Source organism: Methylosinus sp. H3A (genome assembly GCF_015709455.1).
Lineage (GTDB): Bacteria > Pseudomonadota > Alphaproteobacteria > Rhizobiales > Beijerinckiaceae > Methylosinus.
In genome coordinates this window covers 3442198-3460243 of the sequence record NZ_JADNQW010000005.1, presented here as the reverse complement: position 1 = coordinate 3460243, position 18046 = coordinate 3442198, and the positions used below count along the sequence as shown (strand labels likewise).

17 protein-coding genes and 1 riboswitch are annotated in these 18046 nt (G+C 64.4%); of the genes, 10 read left to right on the top strand and 7 right to left on the bottom strand.

The features are described 5' to 3' along the window. Window positions 1-51 precede the first annotated feature (51 nt). The 3 genes from IY145_RS18980 to IY145_RS18970 form a co-directional block, all read right to left on the bottom strand. A complete protein-coding gene (locus tag IY145_RS18980) occupies window positions 52-600 on the bottom strand; it encodes a hypothetical protein (RefSeq protein WP_196409637.1) in 549 nt (182 codons plus the stop codon). Between the two features lie 168 nt (window positions 601-768). Beyond that, the gene (locus IY145_RS18975) at window positions 769-1332 is read right to left on the bottom strand and encodes a hypothetical protein (protein ID WP_196409636.1); all 564 of its coding nucleotides are present in this window, start codon (window positions 1330-1332) and stop codon (window positions 769-771) included. A gap of 25 nt (window positions 1333-1357) precedes the next feature. Then, window positions 1358-3388: a TonB-dependent siderophore receptor gene (locus IY145_RS18970; RefSeq protein ID WP_196409635.1), complete on the bottom strand. Its 2031-nt coding sequence runs from the start codon at window positions 3386-3388 to the stop codon at window positions 1358-1360. Window positions 3389-3504: 116 nt separating this feature from the next. Further along, window positions 3505-3708, bottom strand: a riboswitch (cobalamin riboswitch). 131 nt (window positions 3709-3839) lie between these two features. Between IY145_RS18970 and IY145_RS18965 the strand changes: the two genes are divergently transcribed. Beyond that, window positions 3840-4271, top strand: coding sequence for a cupin domain-containing protein (locus IY145_RS18965; RefSeq protein WP_196409634.1), 432 nt, complete (start codon window positions 3840-3842; stop codon window positions 4269-4271). 5 nt (window positions 4272-4276) lie between these two features. On the opposite strand, the gene IY145_RS18960 is transcribed toward IY145_RS18965, so the two are convergent. Then, window positions 4277-5728, bottom strand: coding sequence for an NAD-dependent succinate-semialdehyde dehydrogenase (locus IY145_RS18960; protein ID WP_196409633.1), 1452 nt, complete (start codon window positions 5726-5728; stop codon window positions 4277-4279). Window positions 5729-6037: 309 nt separating this feature from the next. Between IY145_RS18960 and IY145_RS18955 the strand changes: the two genes are divergently transcribed. From IY145_RS18955 to IY145_RS18920, 8 genes are all read left to right on the top strand, one after another. After that, entirely contained in the window at window positions 6038-7927 is a 1890-nt protein-coding gene (locus IY145_RS18955) for an extracellular solute-binding protein (protein WP_210332691.1), read from the top strand. Window positions 7928-7933: 6 nt separating this feature from the next. Then, a complete protein-coding gene (locus tag IY145_RS18950) occupies window positions 7934-9043 on the top strand; it encodes a microcin C ABC transporter permease YejB (protein WP_196409632.1) in 1110 nt (369 codons plus the stop codon). Between the two features lie 3 nt (window positions 9044-9046). Beyond that, a complete protein-coding gene (locus tag IY145_RS18945) occupies window positions 9047-10219 on the top strand; it encodes an ABC transporter permease (RefSeq protein ID WP_196409631.1) in 1173 nt (390 codons plus the stop codon). A gap of 124 nt (window positions 10220-10343) precedes the next feature. Beyond that, window positions 10344-10592, top strand: a complete 249-nt coding sequence (locus IY145_RS18940) for a hypothetical protein (protein WP_196409630.1) — start codon at window positions 10344-10346, stop codon at window positions 10590-10592. Window positions 10593-10596: 4 nt separating this feature from the next. Next, window positions 10597-11061 (top strand): type II toxin-antitoxin system VapC family toxin, encoded by a 465-nt coding sequence (locus IY145_RS18935; protein WP_196409629.1) that lies wholly within the window; start codon window positions 10597-10599, stop codon window positions 11059-11061. 22 nt (window positions 11062-11083) lie between these two features. Next, complete coding sequence (locus IY145_RS18930) at window positions 11084-12715, top strand: ABC transporter ATP-binding protein (protein WP_196409628.1); 1632 nt, start codon at window positions 11084-11086, stop codon at window positions 12713-12715. A 180-nt stretch (window positions 12716-12895) separates the two neighbouring features. After that, entirely contained in the window at window positions 12896-13678 is a 783-nt protein-coding gene (locus IY145_RS18925) for a purine-nucleoside phosphorylase (protein WP_196409627.1), read from the top strand. 23 nt (window positions 13679-13701) lie between these two features. Continuing rightward, on the top strand, window positions 13702-14139 hold the full coding sequence (locus IY145_RS18920; protein WP_312030610.1) for an adenylyl-sulfate kinase: 438 nt from the start codon (window positions 13702-13704) through the stop codon (window positions 14137-14139). Between the two features lie 3 nt (window positions 14140-14142). Here the strand turns inward: IY145_RS18920 and IY145_RS18915 are convergent, their stop codons facing one another. The 3 genes from IY145_RS18915 to IY145_RS18905 are packed head-to-tail and all read right to left on the bottom strand — an operon-like array spanning window position 14143 to window position 16840. Then, entirely contained in the window at window positions 14143-14595 is a 453-nt protein-coding gene (locus tag IY145_RS18915) for a MaoC family dehydratase (RefSeq protein WP_196410611.1), read from the bottom strand. Between the two features lie 5 nt (window positions 14596-14600). Next, window positions 14601-15449, bottom strand: a complete 849-nt coding sequence (locus IY145_RS18910) for an NlpC/P60 family protein (protein WP_196409626.1) — start codon at window positions 15447-15449, stop codon at window positions 14601-14603. Beyond that, window positions 15446-16840: a M17 family metallopeptidase gene (locus IY145_RS18905; RefSeq protein WP_196409625.1), complete on the bottom strand. Its 1395-nt coding sequence runs from the start codon at window positions 16838-16840 to the stop codon at window positions 15446-15448. Before IY145_RS18905 ends, IY145_RS18910 begins: the two co-directional genes overlap by 4 nt. Window positions 16841-16925: 85 nt before the next feature. Between IY145_RS18905 and IY145_RS18900 the strand changes: the two genes are divergently transcribed. Then, window positions 16926-17993, top strand: coding sequence for an FUSC family protein (locus IY145_RS18900; protein ID WP_196409624.1), 1068 nt, complete (start codon window positions 16926-16928; stop codon window positions 17991-17993). Window positions 17994-18046: the final 53 nt, after the last annotated feature.

Below are 18046 nucleotides of genomic sequence, written 5' to 3'. Positions count from 1 at the left end.
GCTCGCTCGCCCTTCTCTCACACGGAGAAAAGGACGAGCGAATGAAACGCCTCACGCGCCGCGCGAGGAGAGCGCCGAGGACCGCGCTGCGCCCACCGCGGCGCAGGCGAGGCCAAAGGCCCAGAGGCCGAAGAAGGCGCAGGCGTCGACGGCGAAAATGCGCGTCACGCCGGCGAGAGCGTAATGCGAGACATCGCCGCCGACAGCGCGAGTGATGACGAAGAGAACGCCCTCATAAACGAGAAAGCTCGCGACGAGCGCCGCGATCGGCGCGCCGGCGCCGACAGCGACGCGCGCGACGAGGCGCGCCGTCTCGCAGCACAAAAGCGCGATGACGCCGAGCGCGCCGCCCCAGGCGAGCGTCTCGAAATCCGTCGGATAATGCAGGATCGCGAAGCCGACGAGCTGATTGGCGAGCCATATCGCCGCCGTCGACGCCAGCGCGCCGCGCCGCGAGCAGGTCAGCGCGGCAATGGCGGCGAAGCCTGCGAGCGGCGCCGCGCAAGCGAAAGCGAGCGAGAAGAACGCGCCGGCGAGAATGAGCGAGCCGCTCCAGAGCCGATTGCGTTCGCCAAAGACGGGAAGTGAAAGCGTAGTCATGCGATTCTCCTTTTTCGAGTGACGATGCTTCTGTGTCTCCTGGAGTCTTTCCGTGTTTCACTGAAACACAGAAAGACTCCAGGCTTTTGTTTTGACGCGTTTCCAACGCCGAACCGGTGTCCACTTCGGCTGGAAACGCCCTAGCGGGAGACGAATTCGGGCGTGGGATCAGGGCGCGGGACGATCGACAGGATCGGGCTCTGCGAGCCCCAGCCAGCGCGCCCGCAGCGCATCCCACAAAGAGAGCCGCGACCAGTCGGGCTCCCGCAGAACTTTTTCCGTTTCTGGATGAAGGAAGGGATTGGGCAACAGCACGGCGAGCTGCTGCTCATCCGCGCCATTGAACAATTGCAGGCTCCAGGACATTGGAACGCATGTTCCAGAGAAGCGACGATGCAGCTCCGCGCGCGCCGTGCGTCTGTGAATGGCGAGCTCCGGCGGCGTCGGCCGGCTGCGTGGGCCCTTCGTCTCGCCGATGCAGACGTGGAAATGCGTCTGTCCGAAAGCGACGGTGAGATAGCCGTCGAGCAAGCCGACGCGTGTCGGCGCGTGATCCGCATGGATCTCGAAAGCCGCGCCTTGAATGATCGGCCCGAACACGATCTCACTCCAATGGTTTTCGAAGAGATCGCGAAGCAGCGCTTCGAGACTCTGCGCGTCGGTCGGCAGCGAGAAGACATCGACCGGCGTTCCGTCCGGCTCCGTCCTTCGCTGCGGCGTTAAATTCGTCATGAGATTCTCCTCTCTCGAAAATCCGTCACCAGCTGAATTTCACGCCGCCATAGACGGAGCGTCCCGCGGTTCCGTAATTGTAGACTTCCTCATAGCGCGCATCATTGACGTTCTCGATCCGCGCGAACACCGACATGCGTTCGTCGATTTTATAATCGGCGTAGAGATCGAGCTTCGCAAAAGGCGCGAGCGTGACGCGTTGCGAGAAAATATAATCATAGTCGGGATTGGGCCCGATGATGGTGAGCCGCGCCTCGAGCTCGAGCCCCGGAACGCCTGCATAGACGACAGACGCGGTTCCCTTGTCGCGCGGCCGGCGGAACAGGCTGCGATGCGTCACGAGATTTTCCGCCGCAAGATGCGTGTAGCTCGCGCGCAGACGCCATTCGCCGGGAACGAGGATCGCCTCGCCCGCAAATTCGACGCCTTTCGTGCGTGCGCGGCCGACATTGTAATAGCAGCCGAAGGCCTGCGTCGCAGCGCAACTCGGCGCGCGGCCGAATTCGATGAGATCGCGAAAACGATTCTCGAACAGCGACACAGATGCGTAGAGGCGCTCGCCGAACAAGGATTGATCGACGCCGACGTCATATCCGACGCTCGTCTCCGGCGCGAGCGCAGGATCGCCATATTGGCTGAAGCGCTGATAGAGCGAGGCGACGCGCGCGCCTGTGCCGGCGCTGCCGCGCAATTTCGTTCCCGTCTCCTCGAAGCGATAGGCGCCGGTCGCGCGCCATGTCGCGAATGTGCGGTTCTGATCGACGGCATCGATGCGGCCGCCATAGGAGAGATCGACACGCTCGAATAAAGTGAGCTTATGTTGCGCAAAGCCCGAATGCGTCGTCTGCGCCGCGTCGATGGGCGTGAATGTCGTCGGCGGAACGGGATCCTGCGACGTGTGGACAGATTCCGTCTCATTGCGCGCGCCGAAGGTCAGAAGGCCGAAGGCGCCGAGCGTGAGATCGCCCTGATATTCGAAGCCGCGCCGCTCGCCACGATAGCCGCGCCGGCAATTGTAGGAATTGTAGCTGGCGTCATAGCAGGAGCGCGCCTGCCACACGTCTCGGTTCGTCACATTGCCGAACAGAGTGAAGCGATTGTGCAAGGCTTTATCGAACATGTCGGCGTCGATGCGCGCAAAGCCCTGCGCGAAAGTCGCATGCTGATGATTCTGCGGATCGAAGATATCGACCGCCGAGAAGGAATAGGGATTGTCGAAGCGGATGGCGCTGTCATAGCCGAAGAAGCCGGCTTCGACCGCGACATCCTCGCTCACGCGATAGCCCAGCCGCGCGCTGGCGCCGCCCTTGTTCGTCGGGTCATTGAGCGGAAGCGGCGGAAGCGGCGTCTTGCTGTCGCCGATCGTCAGTGGGCGCGTGATGCGATAGCCGTAGCGTGGATGGCCGTCGACCGTCAGCGCGTCTATGGCGAATGCATACCACAAGCGATCCTCGCTTCCCGAAACGCGCGCGCGCAAATGCGCGGTTCCGTAAGAGCCGCCTTCCAGCAGAATAGAGGCGCGCGGACGCCCCTCGCCCTTGCGCGTGAGGATATGAATGACGCCGCCCATGGCGTCGGAACCGTAGAGCGCCGATTGCGGGCCGCGCAGCACCTCTATGCGTTCGATATCCGAGGCGACGAGGCCGCCGAGATCGACCGAGCCGTCCGTCGAGGACGGATCGCCGATGCGCAAGCCATCGACCAGCACGAGCGTCTGGCCGGGCGTCGCGCCACGTAGAAAGACGGAGGTCTGCGCGCCCGGGCCGCCGGTCTCATAGAGATCGAGGCCCGGCGTTCCGCGCAAAACCTCGGTGAGGCCTGTCGCGGCGCGCTTCTCGATCTGCGCGGATGGAATCACGGTGACGGCGGAGGATGATTTATCGACGCGCTCCTCCACGCGATCGGCGGAGACGATGGTCGCCGCGCCGATCTCGACGGAGGGCAAAGCCTCCTGCCCCGCGACGCGAGCGGGAAGCAGGACGAGAAGAGAGGCGGAGAAAAGCGCGAGACAAGATGTGGCGCCCGAAAGGGCGCCCTGTGCGAAAAGGGGGGACATTGCCGGAAAACTCGCAGCAGACGTGGGCCGTCACTGCGAAAGGTCTCCACCCTCGAACGCGCGAAGACGCGTCGAAAGGTTTCGGCCGCCTCGGTGCACCCCGCCCGACGCTATCGCGCGTGACCACGACTGATGGCAGGTCTCCTGGCTCGCGGGTCGACACCTTCGGATCGCCTTCCCGGAAGCTTACGCTCCAGTGGCTATTTGATCCTCGGCTCACCGCTCACAGTTGCGGGGGCAGCCGCGGCTTCGCGCCGTCTCCGGCGCTCACCGCATTCCCTTTTGATCCCTAGATGGGAACCATCGCGGTCAATAGAACCGCGCCGAACCGCAGAGTCAAGCGCGCTCTCGGACGGCGAGCGCTTCTGGAACGAAGCCTCGCGCGGCGCGTTAGGCTTGCGGCGGCGGGCGCCGCCCGCGAAAAATTCGATTAGAATTTCGGAGAAGAACGATGAGCGCTATTTACGTCGTCGACACCGACCGGCTCCCGCGCGCGCAAGTCGGCGGCGTGGACGATCCCAGCGTTCGCTGGGCCGGCGCCTTCGCCTCCTGCGGCGAGCATGGCGCGACGCAATCCTCGACCATCGTCTATGAGATCGCGCCCGGCGGACGGCTCGGCTGGCACACGGACGCGACCGAGGAGACGCAATATATCCTCGGAGGCTCCGGCGAATTGCGCGCCGAGGGCGGCGAGACGCATCATGTGAAGCCCGGCGACGTCTTCGTCATTCCGACGCCGCTGCGGCACGATCTCGTCAATACGGGAAAGGAAACGCTGCGCGCCGTCGCCTTCTTCGCGGCGGCGATGTTCACGCAGCGTTTCGACAATGTGATGCTCGCGCCCGACGTGCATGTGCTCGGCACGCCGAACCGCGAGGGCTGAACGCCTCACATATTGCCGAGGCAGACATATTTGATCTCGAGATAGCTCTCTATGCCGTATTTGGAGCCCTCGCGTCCCATGCCCGACTGTTTCACGCCGCCGAAAGGCGCGGCCTCGCTCGACATCAGCGACTCGTTGACGCCGACCATGCCGAATTCGAGCGTCTCCGCGACGCGAAACACGCGCGCTATGTCGCGGCTATAGAAATAAGCGGCGAGGCCATAATGCGTCGAATTGGCGAGGCGGATCGCTTCCGCCTCATCTTCGAAGGGGATGATCGCGGCGACGGGGCCGAAAATCTCCTCCTCGAAAATCTGCATGTCCGGCCGTACGTCGAAGAGCACGGTCGGCGCGAAGAATGTGCCGCCGAGCGCGTGGCGCGCGCCGCCGGTCAGCACTCTCGCGCCATGCGCGCGCGCGTCGGCGACGAGGCGCTCCACTTTCGCGGCCGCCGCCTCCTCGATCAGCGGGCCGATGACGACGCCGGGATCGACGCCGCGTCCGACCTTCAGCTTCGACGCAGCCTCGGCGAGCTTGGCGGCGAAAGTCTCGGCGACGTCCTTCTGCACCAGGAAGCGATTGGCGCAGACGCAGGTCTGGCCGCTGTTGCGATATTTGGTCGCCAGCGCGCCCTTCACCGCGAGATCGAGATCGGCGTCCTCGAAGACGATGAAAGGCGCATTGCCACCGAGCTCCATGGAGCATTTCTGCACATTCTCCGCCGCCTGGCGCAGAAGAATCTTCCCCACCTCGGTCGAGCCGGTGAAGGTGATCTTGCGCACCGTCGGGTTGGAGGTGAGCTCCACGCCGACGTTGGCAGGGTCGTTGGTCGTCACCACATTGAGCACGCCGTCCGGCACGCCGGCGCGCTGCGCGATCTCGGCGAGCGCTATGGCCGAGAGAGGCGTCAGCTCGGCGGGCTTCACCACCATTGTGCAGCCGGCGGCGAGCGCCGCGCCGGCCTTGCGCGCGATCATGGCGGAAGGGAAGTTCCAGGGCGTGATCGCGGCGGTGACGCCGATCGCCTGCTTGAACACGAGAATGCGCTTCTCGCGCGCCTGCTGCGGGATCACATCGCCATAGACGCGGCGGCCCTCCTCCGCGAACCAGTCGAAATAGGCCGCGCCATAGGCGATCTCGCCACGCGCCTCGGCGAGCGGCTTGCCCTGCTCGGCGGTGATGATCTGCGCGAGGCGCTCCTGATCGGCGAGCAGGAGATCATGCAGCCGCCGCAGAATTTGCGCCCGCTCCTTGGCGAGCTTGCCGCGCCACGTCGGAAGCGCGCGCTCGGCCGCCTCGATCGCGCGCCGCGTCTCGGCCGCGCCCATGTCCGGAACCTCGGCCAATACCGCGCCCGTCGCCGGATCGCGAACGGCGAAGGTTGCGCCATTGTCGGCGCCGACGAAGGCGCCGTCGATGAAGGCCTGGTGGCGAAACGGGCGGGGCTCTCTGGTCATTTCGGTGCGCTCCCGACGCGATACGAAAGGGGCCATCGAATACGGCGCCTTTGCCAGTGGAGACAACATTTAGCTTCCGCAAACCGCGCTGGAGAGGCCCACCCGCGGTCCCGCTGCCTGAAAAGCGGCGCTTTCCGGGCCTATCCGGCGCGCTGCCGCGAAAGGCGGAACCGCGGCCCCGGCTCGCGCGTCATAGGGGAAGCGACTGCAATCTCATATGGCTTCATCCTGAAAATCCGACATAATCGCGGGATTCGCGGGCGCCGCTGCGCTCGCGTCCGAGAAGACGCCCCGAAAGCGAGATAGCCCTTGGCCGAAACCCGCAATTTTCTTCCTGTGACGCGCCGCCGGGCGCTCGCCGCCCTCTCGAGCCTCACGGGGCTCGCCCTGCCGGGATGGGCCGTGCGCCCCGCGCTAGCGGATGCCGCGCCGGGCGAGACCGAGAGCCACGGCCTCTCCATCTTCGGCGAGCTCGCCGAGCCGGCGGATTTTCCGCATTTCGCTTACGTGAACCCGAGCGCGCCCAAGGGCGGAACGCTGGTGATGGAGCCGCCGCCGCCGGAGAAAAACAGCTACGACTCGCTCAACCCTTATATTTTGCGCGGCAATCCGGCCGCGGGCGTCGGCCTCGTCTATGACTCGCTGATGACCGGGAGCCTCGACGAGCGGGACGCGCTCTACGGGCTCGTGGCCGAGACGCTGCGCATCTCGGCCGACAAGCTCACCTACACTTTCTTCCTACGCAAAGAGGCGCGCTTTCACGACGGCTCACGGCTCACGGCCCATGACGTCGCCTTCTCGCTCGACCTTCTCAAGACCGAAGGCCATCCGATGATCTCGCAATCGCTGCGAGATCTCGTCAGCGCCACGGCCGAAGCGGACCATGTGCTGGTCGTGAAGCTCGCGCCCGGCCGCGCCCGCGATCTGCCGATCATCGTCGCCAGCCAGCCGATTTTCTCCAAAGCCTATTACACCAAGCACAAATTCAACGAGACCACGCTCGAGCCGCCGCTCGGCTCCTCGGCCTATAAGGTCGGTCCACTCGATCCGGGCCGTTACATCTCGTTTCAGCGCGTGCCGGACTATTGGGCGAAGGATTTGCCGGTCAATGTCGGCCAGGCCAATTTCGACGTGATCCGCTTCGAATATTTCGCTGACCGCAACGTCGCCTTCGAGGGTTTCAAAGCCGGCGCCTTCACCACGCACGAAGAGTTTACCTCTTCCGTATGGGCGACCGGATATGATTTTCCAGCTATTCATGACGGCCGCGTGAAACGCGAGATCATCCCGGATGAGAACATATCGGGGACGCAAGGGTGGTATTTCAACACACGCCGCCCGGTATTCCAGGACAAGCGCGTGCGCGAGGCGATCGGCTATGCCTGGGATTTCGAGTGGACCAATAAAAATATCATGTACGATTCCTACAAGCGGACAACGTCCTTTTTCGAAAACTCCGAGCTCAAGGCGGTCGGTGCGCCGAGCGAAGCGGAGAGAGCGCTGCTAGAGCCTTTCCGCGACCGCCTGCCGGCAGAAGTTTTCGGCGAACCATTCCGGCCGCCGGTGTCCGACGGCTCCGGCCAGGATCGCGCGCTTCTGCGCAAAGCGAGTGATTTACTCGCAGCCGCCGGATGCACGCGCAAGAACGGCATTCTGTATCTGCCGGACGGAAAGCCATTGGAGTTCGAATTTCTCGATTTCTCGAGCATGTACGAACGCCATACCCAGCCATTCATCAAGAATCTCAAGCTGCTCGGCATCAATGCGCGGATTCGCATCGTCGACGCCGCGCAATATAAATCGCGGCTCGACAGCTACGACTTCGACGTGATGTCGATCCGCTATCGCATCGCTTACTCTCCGGGCGAGGAGCTGCGCGTGCTGTTCGGCTCGCAGGCGGCGCGCTCGAAGGGATCGCAGAACTATATCGGCGTCGACGACCCGGTCGTCGACGCACTGATCGAAAAGGCGCTCATCGCCACGACGCGCGAGGAGTTGGTCGCCGTCTGCCGCGCGCTCGACCGCGTGCTCATCGCCGGACGCTACTGGATTCCGCATTATTATCTGCCGGCGTTTCGGATCGCCTATTGGGACGTGTTCGGGCGTCCCGACAAGCATCCACGCTTCGACCTGGGCATCGCCTCGACATGGTGGTGGGACGAAGAAAAAGCGCGCAAGATCAATTTCAAAGGACGCTGAAGCGAAATGGGAGCTTATATAGCGAGACGGCTTCTGCTGATGATCCCCACGATTTTCGGCATCATGCTCATCTCATTCGTCATCGTGCAATTCGCGCCGGGGGGGCCCGTCGAGCGCGTCCTCGCGCAGATGCAGGGACTGGACGCCGGCGCGACCTCGCGCTTTTCCGGCGGCGGCGGCGACGTCGGCCGCGGCGGGGCGGCGACGCCCGGAGCCGGCGCGGAATCGGCCTCCAAATATCGCGGCGCGCAGGGGCTCGACCCCAAATTCATCGCCGAGCTGGAAAAACAGTTCGGCTTCGACAAGCCGGCCTGGGAACGCTTCCTGCTGATGGTGAAGAATTACGCCGTCTTCGACTTCGGCCGCAGCTATTTCCGTGACGAGAGCGTGCTGAAGCTCATCGGCGAGAAGCTGCCCGTCTCCATGTCGCTCGGCCTATGGATGACGCTCATCTCCTATTCCGTCTCCATACCGCTCGGCATCGCCAAAGCGGTGCGCGACGGCGAGCGTTTCGACTCCTGGACCTCCAATCTCGTCATCATCGGCTATGCGATTCCGAGCTTCCTCTTCGCCATGCTCCTCATCGTGCTCTTCGCCGGCGGCTCATTTTGGCAGATATTTCCGCTACGCGGACTGACATCGGAGAATTTCGCCGAGCTGTCGCTCATCGGCAAAATTGGCGATTATTTCTGGCACATCTGCCTGCCCGTGCTCGCCATGACGCTCGGCGCCTTCGCGACGCAGACATTTCTGACCAAAAACTCCTTCCTCGACGAGATCCGCAAGCAATATGTGCAGACGGCGCGGATGAAGGGCCTCACAGAGAATCGCGTGCTCTATGGCCATGTGTTCCGCAACGCCATGCTCATCGTCGTCTCCGGCTTTCCGGGCGCCTTCGTGCATGCGTTCCTGACCGGCTCCGTGCTCATAGAGACCATCTTCTCGCTCGACGGGCTCGGCTATCTCTCCTACGAATCCATCGTCAATCGCGATTATCCGGTGGTGTTCGCCAATCTCTACATTTTCGCGCTGCTGGGCCTCGTGGTGAATCTCCTCTCGGACCTCACCTACACATGGATCGATCCGCGCATCGATTTCGAGACGCGCGAGGTCTGAGCGATGCATGAGACGAGCGCCCCCGCCACGATGACGAAGCTCGCGCCGGAGATTCCCGACGGCGGGTTCTTGCGCCTGCGGCCGATCGATCGCCGCCGGCTGCAGAACTTCAAGGCCAATTCCAGAGGCTATTGGTCCTTCTTTCTGTTCATGACCTTGTTTCTGCTCTCGTTGGCGTCGAACTTCATCGCCAATGACAAGCCCGTGCTCGCCTATTACAAGGGCGAGCTGCTCTTCCCCATCTTCAAGGATTATGCGGAAGAGAAGTTCGGCGGCTTTCTCGCGCGCACAGACTATCGCGATCCGACGATCGAGAAAGAGATCGAGGCGAATGGCTGGATCATCTGGCCGCCGGTTCGCTATTCCTACGACACGCATAATCTCGATCTGCCGACGCCTGCGCCCTCGCCGCCGACATGGATGCTCTCCAAGGCGCAATGCGAGGCCGCTGCGGCCAAGAAGCTGGGGCCGGAGAAAGCGCATCTCGGCTGCTCGGCGATCGAATGGAACTGGCTCGGCACCGACGATCAAGGCCGCGACGTCGTCGCGCGTCTGCTCTATGGTTTCCGACTATCAGTGCTGTTCGGCCTCATTCTGGCGAGCATCTCCTCCATCGTCGGCGTCGCCGCGGGCGCCGTGCAGGGCTTTTTCGGCGGGTGGATCGATCTCGTCTTCCAGCGCTTCATCGAAGTATGGTCGTCGCTGCCGCAGCTCTATCTGCTCATCATCATCTCCTCCTTCCTCGCGCCCGGCTTCTTCGTGCTGCTCGGAATATTGCTGCTGTTCTCCTGGGTGTCGCTGGTGCATGTGGTGCGCGCGGAATTTCTGCGGGCGCGCAATTTCGAATATGTGAACGCCGCGCGCGCGCTCGGCCTCTCCAATTTCCGCATCATCACGCGCCATCTTCTGCCCAATGCGACAGTCGCGACCTTGACCTTCCTGCCCTTCGTGCTCAATTCCTCGATCACGACGCTGACATCGCTCGACTTCTTGGGCTTCGGCCTACCGCCGGGCTCGCCGTCGCTCGGCGAATTGCTGCTGCAAGGCAAATCCAACCTTCAGGCGCCCTGGCTCGGCCTCACCGGCTTCGTCATCATCGCGCTGATGCTCTCGCTTCTGGTGTTCATCGGCGAAGCGGTGCGCGACGCTTTCGACCCGAGAAAGACGTTCAGATGAAGCGCCGGCGACGAGGAAGACTTCGTGGCGCAGAGATGATAGGATTTGCGCGCATAAGCACAGGCGTCAGCGCGAGCGCGCTCGAACTCCCCCTGAACTGTCGGCTCAGAAAGTCTCGATCGAAATGAATAAGATCATTCGAGAAAACTTTCCCGCAGAAAAGCTCCCGCCGGAGCTGCGCGAGGGCCTCGACCCGAAGGCGAGCGTGACCGTCACGATCGAAACCGAGACCACCCCGTTCGAGCGCCCGATCGACAGCCCGATCGACAGAATGAGCCTCGCCGAATTATTTTCCCTGAGACGGGACGTTTTCTCGTCGGCGGAGGAAGCTGCGCGGCATATTCGCTCGCTTCGCGACGAGTGGGACGACTAGTCCAGTGCTGTCGCCGCTCCTCTATCTCGACGCGAATGTGTTCGTCGCCGCGTTCGAGACATCTGCCGATGACGCCGGCCCTGCGCAAGAGCTGCTGCTCGCGCTTTCGAGCCGCAATGGCGTCGCCGTTACCAGCGAGCTCACGCTCGCAGAGCTGATCGCCCCGATACAGCGGCCTCACTCGCTATCCGTGGGCGAGCGACGTCGGCTCTATTCGAATGTGCTGGAACGAAGCCTCGCTGTCGATTTGAGGCCTGTGACGCGGCAAGTCCTCGTCAAAACCGCCGAGCTACGAAGCATCATCGGCTGCAAACTGCCCGACGCCATTCACATCATCACGGCGACGGAAACCAGCTGCGCCTATTTCGTGTCGAACGACATCAGAATAAAGCGGCTGCCGGCCGGACTCCGCCAAGCTCGAACCGATCGAGCCGGCGTCGACGAATTGTTGCGAGCGATTTCCCAATGACACATGCGACGAGCCGCCGCTCATGACCGCCTCCCCCCTCCTCGAGGTCCGCGACCTCTCCATCGCCTTCTCGCAAGGCGGCGCGGAGACGCTCGCCGTCGATAAAGTCTCCTTCTCGGTCGAGCGCGGGCGCACGTTGGCGCTCGTCGGCGAGTCGGGCTCCGGTAAATCCATCACCGCGCTCTCCATCGTGCGCCTGCTGCCGCCCGCCGCCGTCCATCCTTGCGGGAGCATCGACTTCGCCGGCGAGGATATTCTGAAGCTTTCGGACGCCAAGCTGCGCGCCATTCGCGGCGCGAAGATCACAATGGTCTTTCAGGAGCCGATGACCTCGCTCAATCCGTTGCAGACAATCGAGCAGCAGATCGGCGAGATTCTCGAGCTGCATGGCGCGCGCGGGGCCGAAAAAATCCACTCGCGCGTCGTCGAATTGCTCGGCGAGGTCGGCATTCCCAACCCATCCGAGCGTCTCACCGCTTTTCCGCATCAATTGTCGGGCGGCCAGCGCCAGCGCGTGATGATCGCCATGGCGCTCGCCAATCGGCCGGACCTGCTCATCGCCGACGAGCCCACCACGGCGCTCGACGTCACCGTGCAGGCGCAGATTCTCGCTCTGCTGGAGCGCGTGCAGAAGACCTATGGCATGGCCATGCTCTTCATCACCCATGATCTCGGCCTGGTGCGGCGCTTCGCCGATGATGTCTGCGTGATGCAGCACGGCTGCATCGTCGAGAAGGGCGATGTCGAGAAGGTCTTTTCGGCGCCCGAGCATCCCTACACCAAGGCGCTGCTCGCCGCCGAGCCGAAGGGCGCGCCGCCGGTAGAGGACGAGAATGAGCCCGTTCTCGTCGCCGCTGATGATCTCAAGGTCTGGTTTCCGATCAAGCGCGGCTTCCTGCGCCGCACCGTCGGCCATATCAAGGCGGTGGACGGCGTCACGCTCGCGGTCCGCCGCGGCTCGACGGTCGGCGTCGTCGGCGAATCGGGCTCCGGCAAGACGACGCTCGGCCTCGCTCTGCTGCGGCTCATCCGCTCGGAGGGGCCGATCCTCTATCTCGGCGAGCGCATAGACGCGAAAAGCGTCAAAGAGATGCGCCCGCTGCGCCGCGACATGCAGATCGTCTTCCAGGACCCCTATGGCTCGCTGTCGCCGCGCATGTCGGTCGCCGAGATCGTCGCGGAAGGATTGGGCGTGCAGATGCGCGACCTCTCCTTCGAGGAGACGCGCGAGATCGTCGCCCAGGCGCTGGCCGAGACCGGACTCGACCCGGCCATGATGGACCGCTATCCGCATGAATTCTCGGGCGGCCAGCGCCAGCGCATCGCTATCGCCCGCGCCATTGTGCTGAAGCCGAAATTTATCGTGCTCGACGAGCCGACCTCGGCGCTCGACATGTCGGTGCAGGCGCAGATCGTCGATCTCTTGCGCGAATTGCAGGCGAAGCACCAGCTCGCCTATCTCTTCATCAGCCACGACCTCAAAGTGGTGAAATCGCTCGCGGCGCATCTCATCGTGATGCGCTACGGCAAGGTGGTGGAGGAAGGCCCGGCGGCGGACGTCTTCGCCGCGCCCAAGAGCGATTATACGCGCGCGCTCTTCGCCGCCGCCTTCCGCATCGAGGCCGAGCCGCATCAGGGCGACGAGATCGGCTGAGCATGGAAGCGGCAGAGCGATGGGATGGGAGCTTCCTCATCCTGCGAAGCCCGCGAAGCGGGCGAGGAAACCGTTCGCGCCGTCCCGATCGCCTCGTATGAAAGCGGCGCGCGCCCTTGCGGCGAAGCCGCCGCTTCGTCACAGTCTGCGGCGACGATTCGAATCTTTTCGAGGCGACTCATGACCACCCGCGCACGGGACGCGGCCGACATCATCGGCGCGCGCAATCCTTTGGGGCCGATCGAAACCGCGGTCGTTCTCGGACGCGAGTTTCTCACCGCAGCCGATATCGGCGAGCAGGCCGTCGCCATACCCTATTCCGATCTTCCCGGATTTCCGGCGATCGAGGGCGGCGAGCTGCTGATCGGCGTCGTCGACGGCGCCCCTATGCTGTTTCTGAAGGGCCGCTCCGAATTCTACGACAATGGCGACCCGAGCCTCATGTCGTCGCCGATCGAGACATTGACGCATTTGAACGTGCGGACGCTGCTCTCGACCGGCCTCGCCGTCTCGACCAACGCCGATTTCCAGCCCTCCTCCATCCTCGGCGTGACCGACCACATTAATTTCGGCGGCCTGAATCCGCTCATCGGCGCCCCGGGGCAGAATTTCGTGAATATGAGCGGCGCCTATGACAAACGGCTGCTGCGGCGCCTCAAGCAGGCGAGCGCCGGCGCCGGCGTCACGCTGCACGAAGGCGTTCTCATGTGGTTCTCCGGTCCGAGCTTCGAGACGCCGGCCGAGGTGAAGATGGCCCGCATGCTCGGCGCCGACGCGCTCGGCATGTCGATCGCGCCCGAGGCGATCCTCGCCAAGCGCTTCGCCCTGCCTTTCGCCGCCGTCGCCGTCATTTCCGATTATGCGACGGGTTTCTCCGGCGGCAATCCGAGCTATGATCCGAGCCGGACCTCCAGCCTCATCGCGTTGCGGCGCCTGCTGCGCGCCTTCCAAAAGTTCAAATAGAACGGGCAAAAGTCGAGTATCCAGTGACGTTCAACGCCGCACGAAAAATATTGATCATGGGTCTGCCCGGCGCCGGAAAGACGACGCTCGCGAAAACGCTCGCTCCCAGATTGAACGCCGTTCTGTTCAACGCCGATGACGTTCGCGCCAATCTCAATCGCGACCTCGGTTTCTCGCTCGAAGATCGGATCGAACATGCCCGGCGCATGGGCTGGTTGTGCGACTGCGTCGTCAGATCCGGCCATAGCGCGATCGCCGATTTCATCTGCCCGACGCCGGAAACGAGGGTCGCCTTCGGAAACGCTTTCACGATTTTCGTCGACAGGATCGTCAAAGGCCGTTTCGAGGACACGAACAAACTATTCGCGCCGCCCGAGACCTATGACCTCCGCGTGACGGCGGAAGGAACGCCGCTTCATTGGGCGGAGACGATCGTCGCGCGGCTCGAGCGCCAGAGCTGAGCGTCAATCGCTCGCCGGCCGCCGGAACGCCAGCACATTGGCGTCCAAGCGCTGCACGGGTTCGCCGCGCTGATTCGCGGTGACGACGCGCATTTTGATCATTCCGCGATCATCCCGCGATTTCGACGGGGAGATGCGCAGGATCGTCGCCTCGACGCTCAGAAGATCGCCCGGCCGCACCGGCCGCAGCCATTCGACCTTGCCGCCGACGCCGATCAGCCCGCCGGCGAAGGGCGCGCATTCCGTCAGCAGCCGCATGGTGAGCGAGGCCGTGTGCCAGCCGCTCGCCACCAATTCGCCGAACAGGCTGCTCGTCGCCGCAGTCTCGTCGAGATGAAAGGGCTGGGGGTCGAATTTCGTCGCGAAGGCTTTGATCTCTTCGGTCGTCACTTCCACAGGCCCGGCATGAAAGCGCCGGTCGACGAAAATATCCTCGAGATAGAGCGGCTCGGGCATGGCGCTCACCCCGCCATGCGCCGCACGCTCGTCACCGCCGAGCCCGAGGCCAGAATGCGCGCGCGCGCCGGCGCGAAGGGTTCGCTCGCGACCTGTAGATGAAAGGCGTTGGCGTGCAGCAGGCGCTCCGCATCCTGCATTATGCCGACATGCCCTTTCCAGAAGACGAGATCGCCGCGCCGCAGCGGCTCCGCCTCGTCCAGCGCGCGGCCGAGCGATTTTTCCTGGAGATCGGTGTCGCGCGGCGCCTCGACGCCAGCCATGGCGAGCGAGGTCTGCACGAGTCCCGAGCAATCGACGCCGAGCCAGCTCTTGCCGCCCCAAAGATAAGGAGCGCCGATCAGGCTCTCCGCCGCCACGACGAAATCGGCGACGCGCGCCTCGCGCGGCGTCAGATGCGGCCGATAGATGAAGCCGCCGCCGGCCTCGATCAGGAATTTGTCACGCTCGCCGACGATCTCCACTTCCGCGCCGAGCGGCAGTGCGAGCAAGGGCGGATCCTTGATCTCGGGCCGCGGAAAAATGAATGTGCGGGGGACGCAGACACGATGCGTCGGCGTCTCGATCCGGCTCCACAACAGATTGGCCGCGATCCAGCCGACATAGCCATCGCGTTCGAGCTGGACCCAGGACCAGCCCTCTTCATCGTCATAGATGGTCAGCGTCTCGCCATAGAGCGCCTGCGTGTCGAGCCGCGCATCCGGCCGCGGCTCGTGCTTCAAATCGGCGACGCCTTCCTTCACCTGCATGCGGCGGCCGTCGACGAAGCGCGCCGCCTCGACCTTGCCCTCGAGATGACGCGCGGCGAGATCGGGCCGCGCCGGAGTCAGGCGCTTGTCGAAACTGTCGCTCATGTCTTCACGCTCCAACGCGCGGCGCGCTCCTCGATCAGCTCGGCGAGGAGCCGCGCCGTTTGGATCTCGCCGCCCTCTGGCCGGCCGGGCTTGGCGGAAGGGCTCCAGGCGAAGAGATCGAAATGCGCCCATTTCTCGGGCTTGGCGACGAAACGCCGCAGGAACAGCGCCGCGGTTATCGAGCCGGCATGGGCGCTCGACGACACATTCACGAGGTTCGACGCTTTGCCGTCGAGCTGCGAATCATAGGGCTCCCACAGCGGCAGGCGCCAGACCGGATCGCCGAGCTTGCGGCCATAGGTCTCGATCTCCAGCGCCAGAGCGTCGTCTCCCGTAAAAAAGGCCGGCAGCTCGGGCCCGAGCGCGACGCGCGCGGCGCCGGTCAATGTGGCGAAGTCCAGGATGAGGTCCGGCTCCTCCTCGGCGGCGAGCGCCAGAGCGTCGGCGAGAATGAGGCGCCCTTCCGCATCCGTATTGCCGATCTCGACGGAGAGACCCTTGCGGCTCGGATAAATATCGCCGGGCCGCATGGCGTCCGCGGAAATGGCGTTTTCGACGATCGGGACCAGCACGCGCAGGCGCAGCCGCGCGGTCGAGCCCATCAGAATATCGGCGAGCGCCAGCGCCGTGGCGGCGCCGCCCATATCCTTTTTCATCAGCAGCATGGCGCTGCTCGGCTTGATGTCGAGACCGCCGCTGTCGAAACAAACGCCCTTGCCGACGAGCGTCACTTTCATCGCCTCCGCCGGCCCGAAGGTGATGTCGACGAGCCGGGGCGCCTGCGCCGCCGCGCGTCCGACGGCATGGACGAGCGGGAAATTTTCCGAAAGCAGCGCGTCGCCGACGATGACGCGCGCCTGCGCCCCGTGCCGCGCAGCGAGCGCCAGAGCCGCCTCGGCCAGCGCCTCCGGCCCGAGATCATTGGCGGGCGTGTTGACGAGATCGCGGCCGAAGGAGAGGGCCGCGGCGACGCGCTCTATGCGCGCGCGATCGGCGTCCTGCGGCGCGCAGAGACGCGGACGCTCTTTTTTCGGCGCGAGATAGCGCGAGAAGGAATAGCCGCCGAGCAGAAAGGCGAGAGCCGCCGCATAAGAGTCCGAGACGCCCTCGCGCAGCCGATAGAGGCCGGGCGGCAGCGCCGTCGCGAGCTTGCCGGGGAGGAAGGGATCGCGGTGGCGGGCTCCCGCCGGCTCGACGCCGAACAGAACGATCGCCGGCGCGCCCTCCGGCCCCGGCGCGAGCAAATGGACGCCGGCCCTGCCGTCGAAACCGCAGGCCCGCGCAAAAGCGGCGATCGCCGGCGGCAGCGTCTCGGCGAGAATCGGCCAGCTCTCCTTGTCGACGAAATCGATCGGCGTCGCCTCCGCCGTCCAGTCCTCGAGTCGGCTCATCGTCTTCCTCTTCCATGTTCCGTCGTGTCTTCGTGGTTTTTTAACACCAAGACACGAAGGACACGACGACGTTATAGGAGCCCCTATGGAAATCGGCCCCCTCTCCCGCCACCGTGCCAAGCTCGCGCTCGGCGCGCGGATCACGATCGCCGCCGTAGCGACGCTCGGGATCGGCCATCTTCTCGGCACGCCCATGATTCTCTGGGCGGTGCTGACCGCGGTCATTCTCACGCAGATGAGCGTCGGCCGCTCGGTCAAGGCGACGATCGACTATTCCTTCGGCACGCTCGGCGGCGCGATCTACGCCGGCCTCGTGTCCAATTTCGTTCCCGGCGCGAATGAGCTCGCGCTGCTCGGTCTTCTCGGCCTCGCCATAGCGCCGCTCGCGCTGCTCTCGGCGCTGAGCCCGCGCTTCTCGGTCGCGCCGGCGACCGGCGTCATCGTCGTGCTGGCGCCGACGATCACCCATGTCACGGCGTTTCATTCGGCCTATGACCGCGTGCTCGAGGTCGCGCTCGGCGGCGCGGTCGCGCTCGTCGTCTCTCATCTCGTCTTCCCCGCCCGCGCGCGCCTTCTCGCGCTGGTGGCGGCGGCGGACATGCTCGAGGTCATGGCCAAGGCCCTCCCACTGCTCTTTTCGGCCTTCGCGCGGCCGCGAGATCCCGAGACGATTCGTGATCTTCAGCGCGGCGTCGGAGACGCCTTCGCCCGTCTCGATAAAATGGAGCAGGAAGCGCGCCACGAGCGGATCGCTTTCCTCAACGCCGAAAATGATCTCGCGCCCCTGCTGCGCGCGCTGCTGCGCATGCGCCATGATCTCGTGATGATCGGCCGCGCCGCCGTCATTCCGCTGCCCGAGACGCTGCGGCCGCGCCTCGAAGCGCCGCTCGCGACGATCGCCGAAGCGGCCGCCGCTCATCTTCTCGATGGCGGCGCGGCGCTGACGGCGGCGCGCGCGCCCGCCGCGAGCGCGCCGCTGGAGGCCGCCTTCGACGCTTATGCGCAAGAGATCGGCGCGCTGCGCGCCGAGGGGGCGCTACGCAGCCTGCCGGTCGAGCGGGTCGAACATATCTTCGCTCTCGGCTTCGCGCTCGAGCAATGGCGGGGCGATCTCGACGAGCTCGACCGCAGGATCGCCGAGCGCGCTCGTTAAGGAAGCGGCAAGGTTAACGATTTATTGCTCGACCCAGACGGTTCAACCGTAAG

What these genes read in the sequence shown, in the direction of transcription:
- IY145_RS18980 (WP_196409637.1), bottom strand. Translation starts at nt 600, where the DNA reads ATGACTACGCTTTCACTTCCCGTCTTTGGCGAACGCAATCGGCTCTGG.
- IY145_RS18975 (WP_196409636.1), bottom strand. Translation starts at nt 1,332, where the DNA reads ATGACGAATTTAACGCCGCAGCGAAGGACGGAGCCGGACGGAACGCCG.
- IY145_RS18970 (WP_196409635.1), bottom strand. Translation starts at nt 3,388, where the DNA reads ATGTCCCCCCTTTTCGCACAGGGCGCCCTTTCGGGCGCCACATCTTGT.
- IY145_RS18965 (WP_196409634.1), top strand. Translation starts at nt 3,840, where the DNA reads ATGAGCGCTATTTACGTCGTCGACACCGACCGGCTCCCGCGCGCGCAA.
- IY145_RS18960 (WP_196409633.1), bottom strand. Translation starts at nt 5,728, where the DNA reads ATGACCAGAGAGCCCCGCCCGTTTCGCCACCAGGCCTTCATCGACGGC.
- IY145_RS18950 (WP_196409632.1), top strand. Translation starts at nt 7,934, where the DNA reads ATGGGAGCTTATATAGCGAGACGGCTTCTGCTGATGATCCCCACGATT.
- IY145_RS18945 (WP_196409631.1), top strand. Translation starts at nt 9,047, where the DNA reads ATGCATGAGACGAGCGCCCCCGCCACGATGACGAAGCTCGCGCCGGAG.
- IY145_RS18940 (WP_196409630.1), top strand. Translation starts at nt 10,344, where the DNA reads ATGAATAAGATCATTCGAGAAAACTTTCCCGCAGAAAAGCTCCCGCCG.
- IY145_RS18930 (WP_196409628.1), top strand. Translation starts at nt 11,084, where the DNA reads ATGACCGCCTCCCCCCTCCTCGAGGTCCGCGACCTCTCCATCGCCTTC.
- IY145_RS18925 (WP_196409627.1), top strand. Translation starts at nt 12,896, where the DNA reads ATGACCACCCGCGCACGGGACGCGGCCGACATCATCGGCGCGCGCAAT.
- IY145_RS18915 (WP_196410611.1), bottom strand. Translation starts at nt 14,595, where the DNA reads ATGCCCGAGCCGCTCTATCTCGAGGATATTTTCGTCGACCGGCGCTTT.
- IY145_RS18910 (WP_196409626.1), bottom strand. Translation starts at nt 15,449, where the DNA reads ATGAGCGACAGTTTCGACAAGCGCCTGACTCCGGCGCGGCCCGATCTC.
- IY145_RS18905 (WP_196409625.1), bottom strand. Translation starts at nt 16,840, where the DNA reads ATGAGCCGACTCGAGGACTGGACGGCGGAGGCGACGCCGATCGATTTC.
- IY145_RS18900 (WP_196409624.1), top strand. Translation starts at nt 16,926, where the DNA reads ATGGAAATCGGCCCCCTCTCCCGCCACCGTGCCAAGCTCGCGCTCGGC.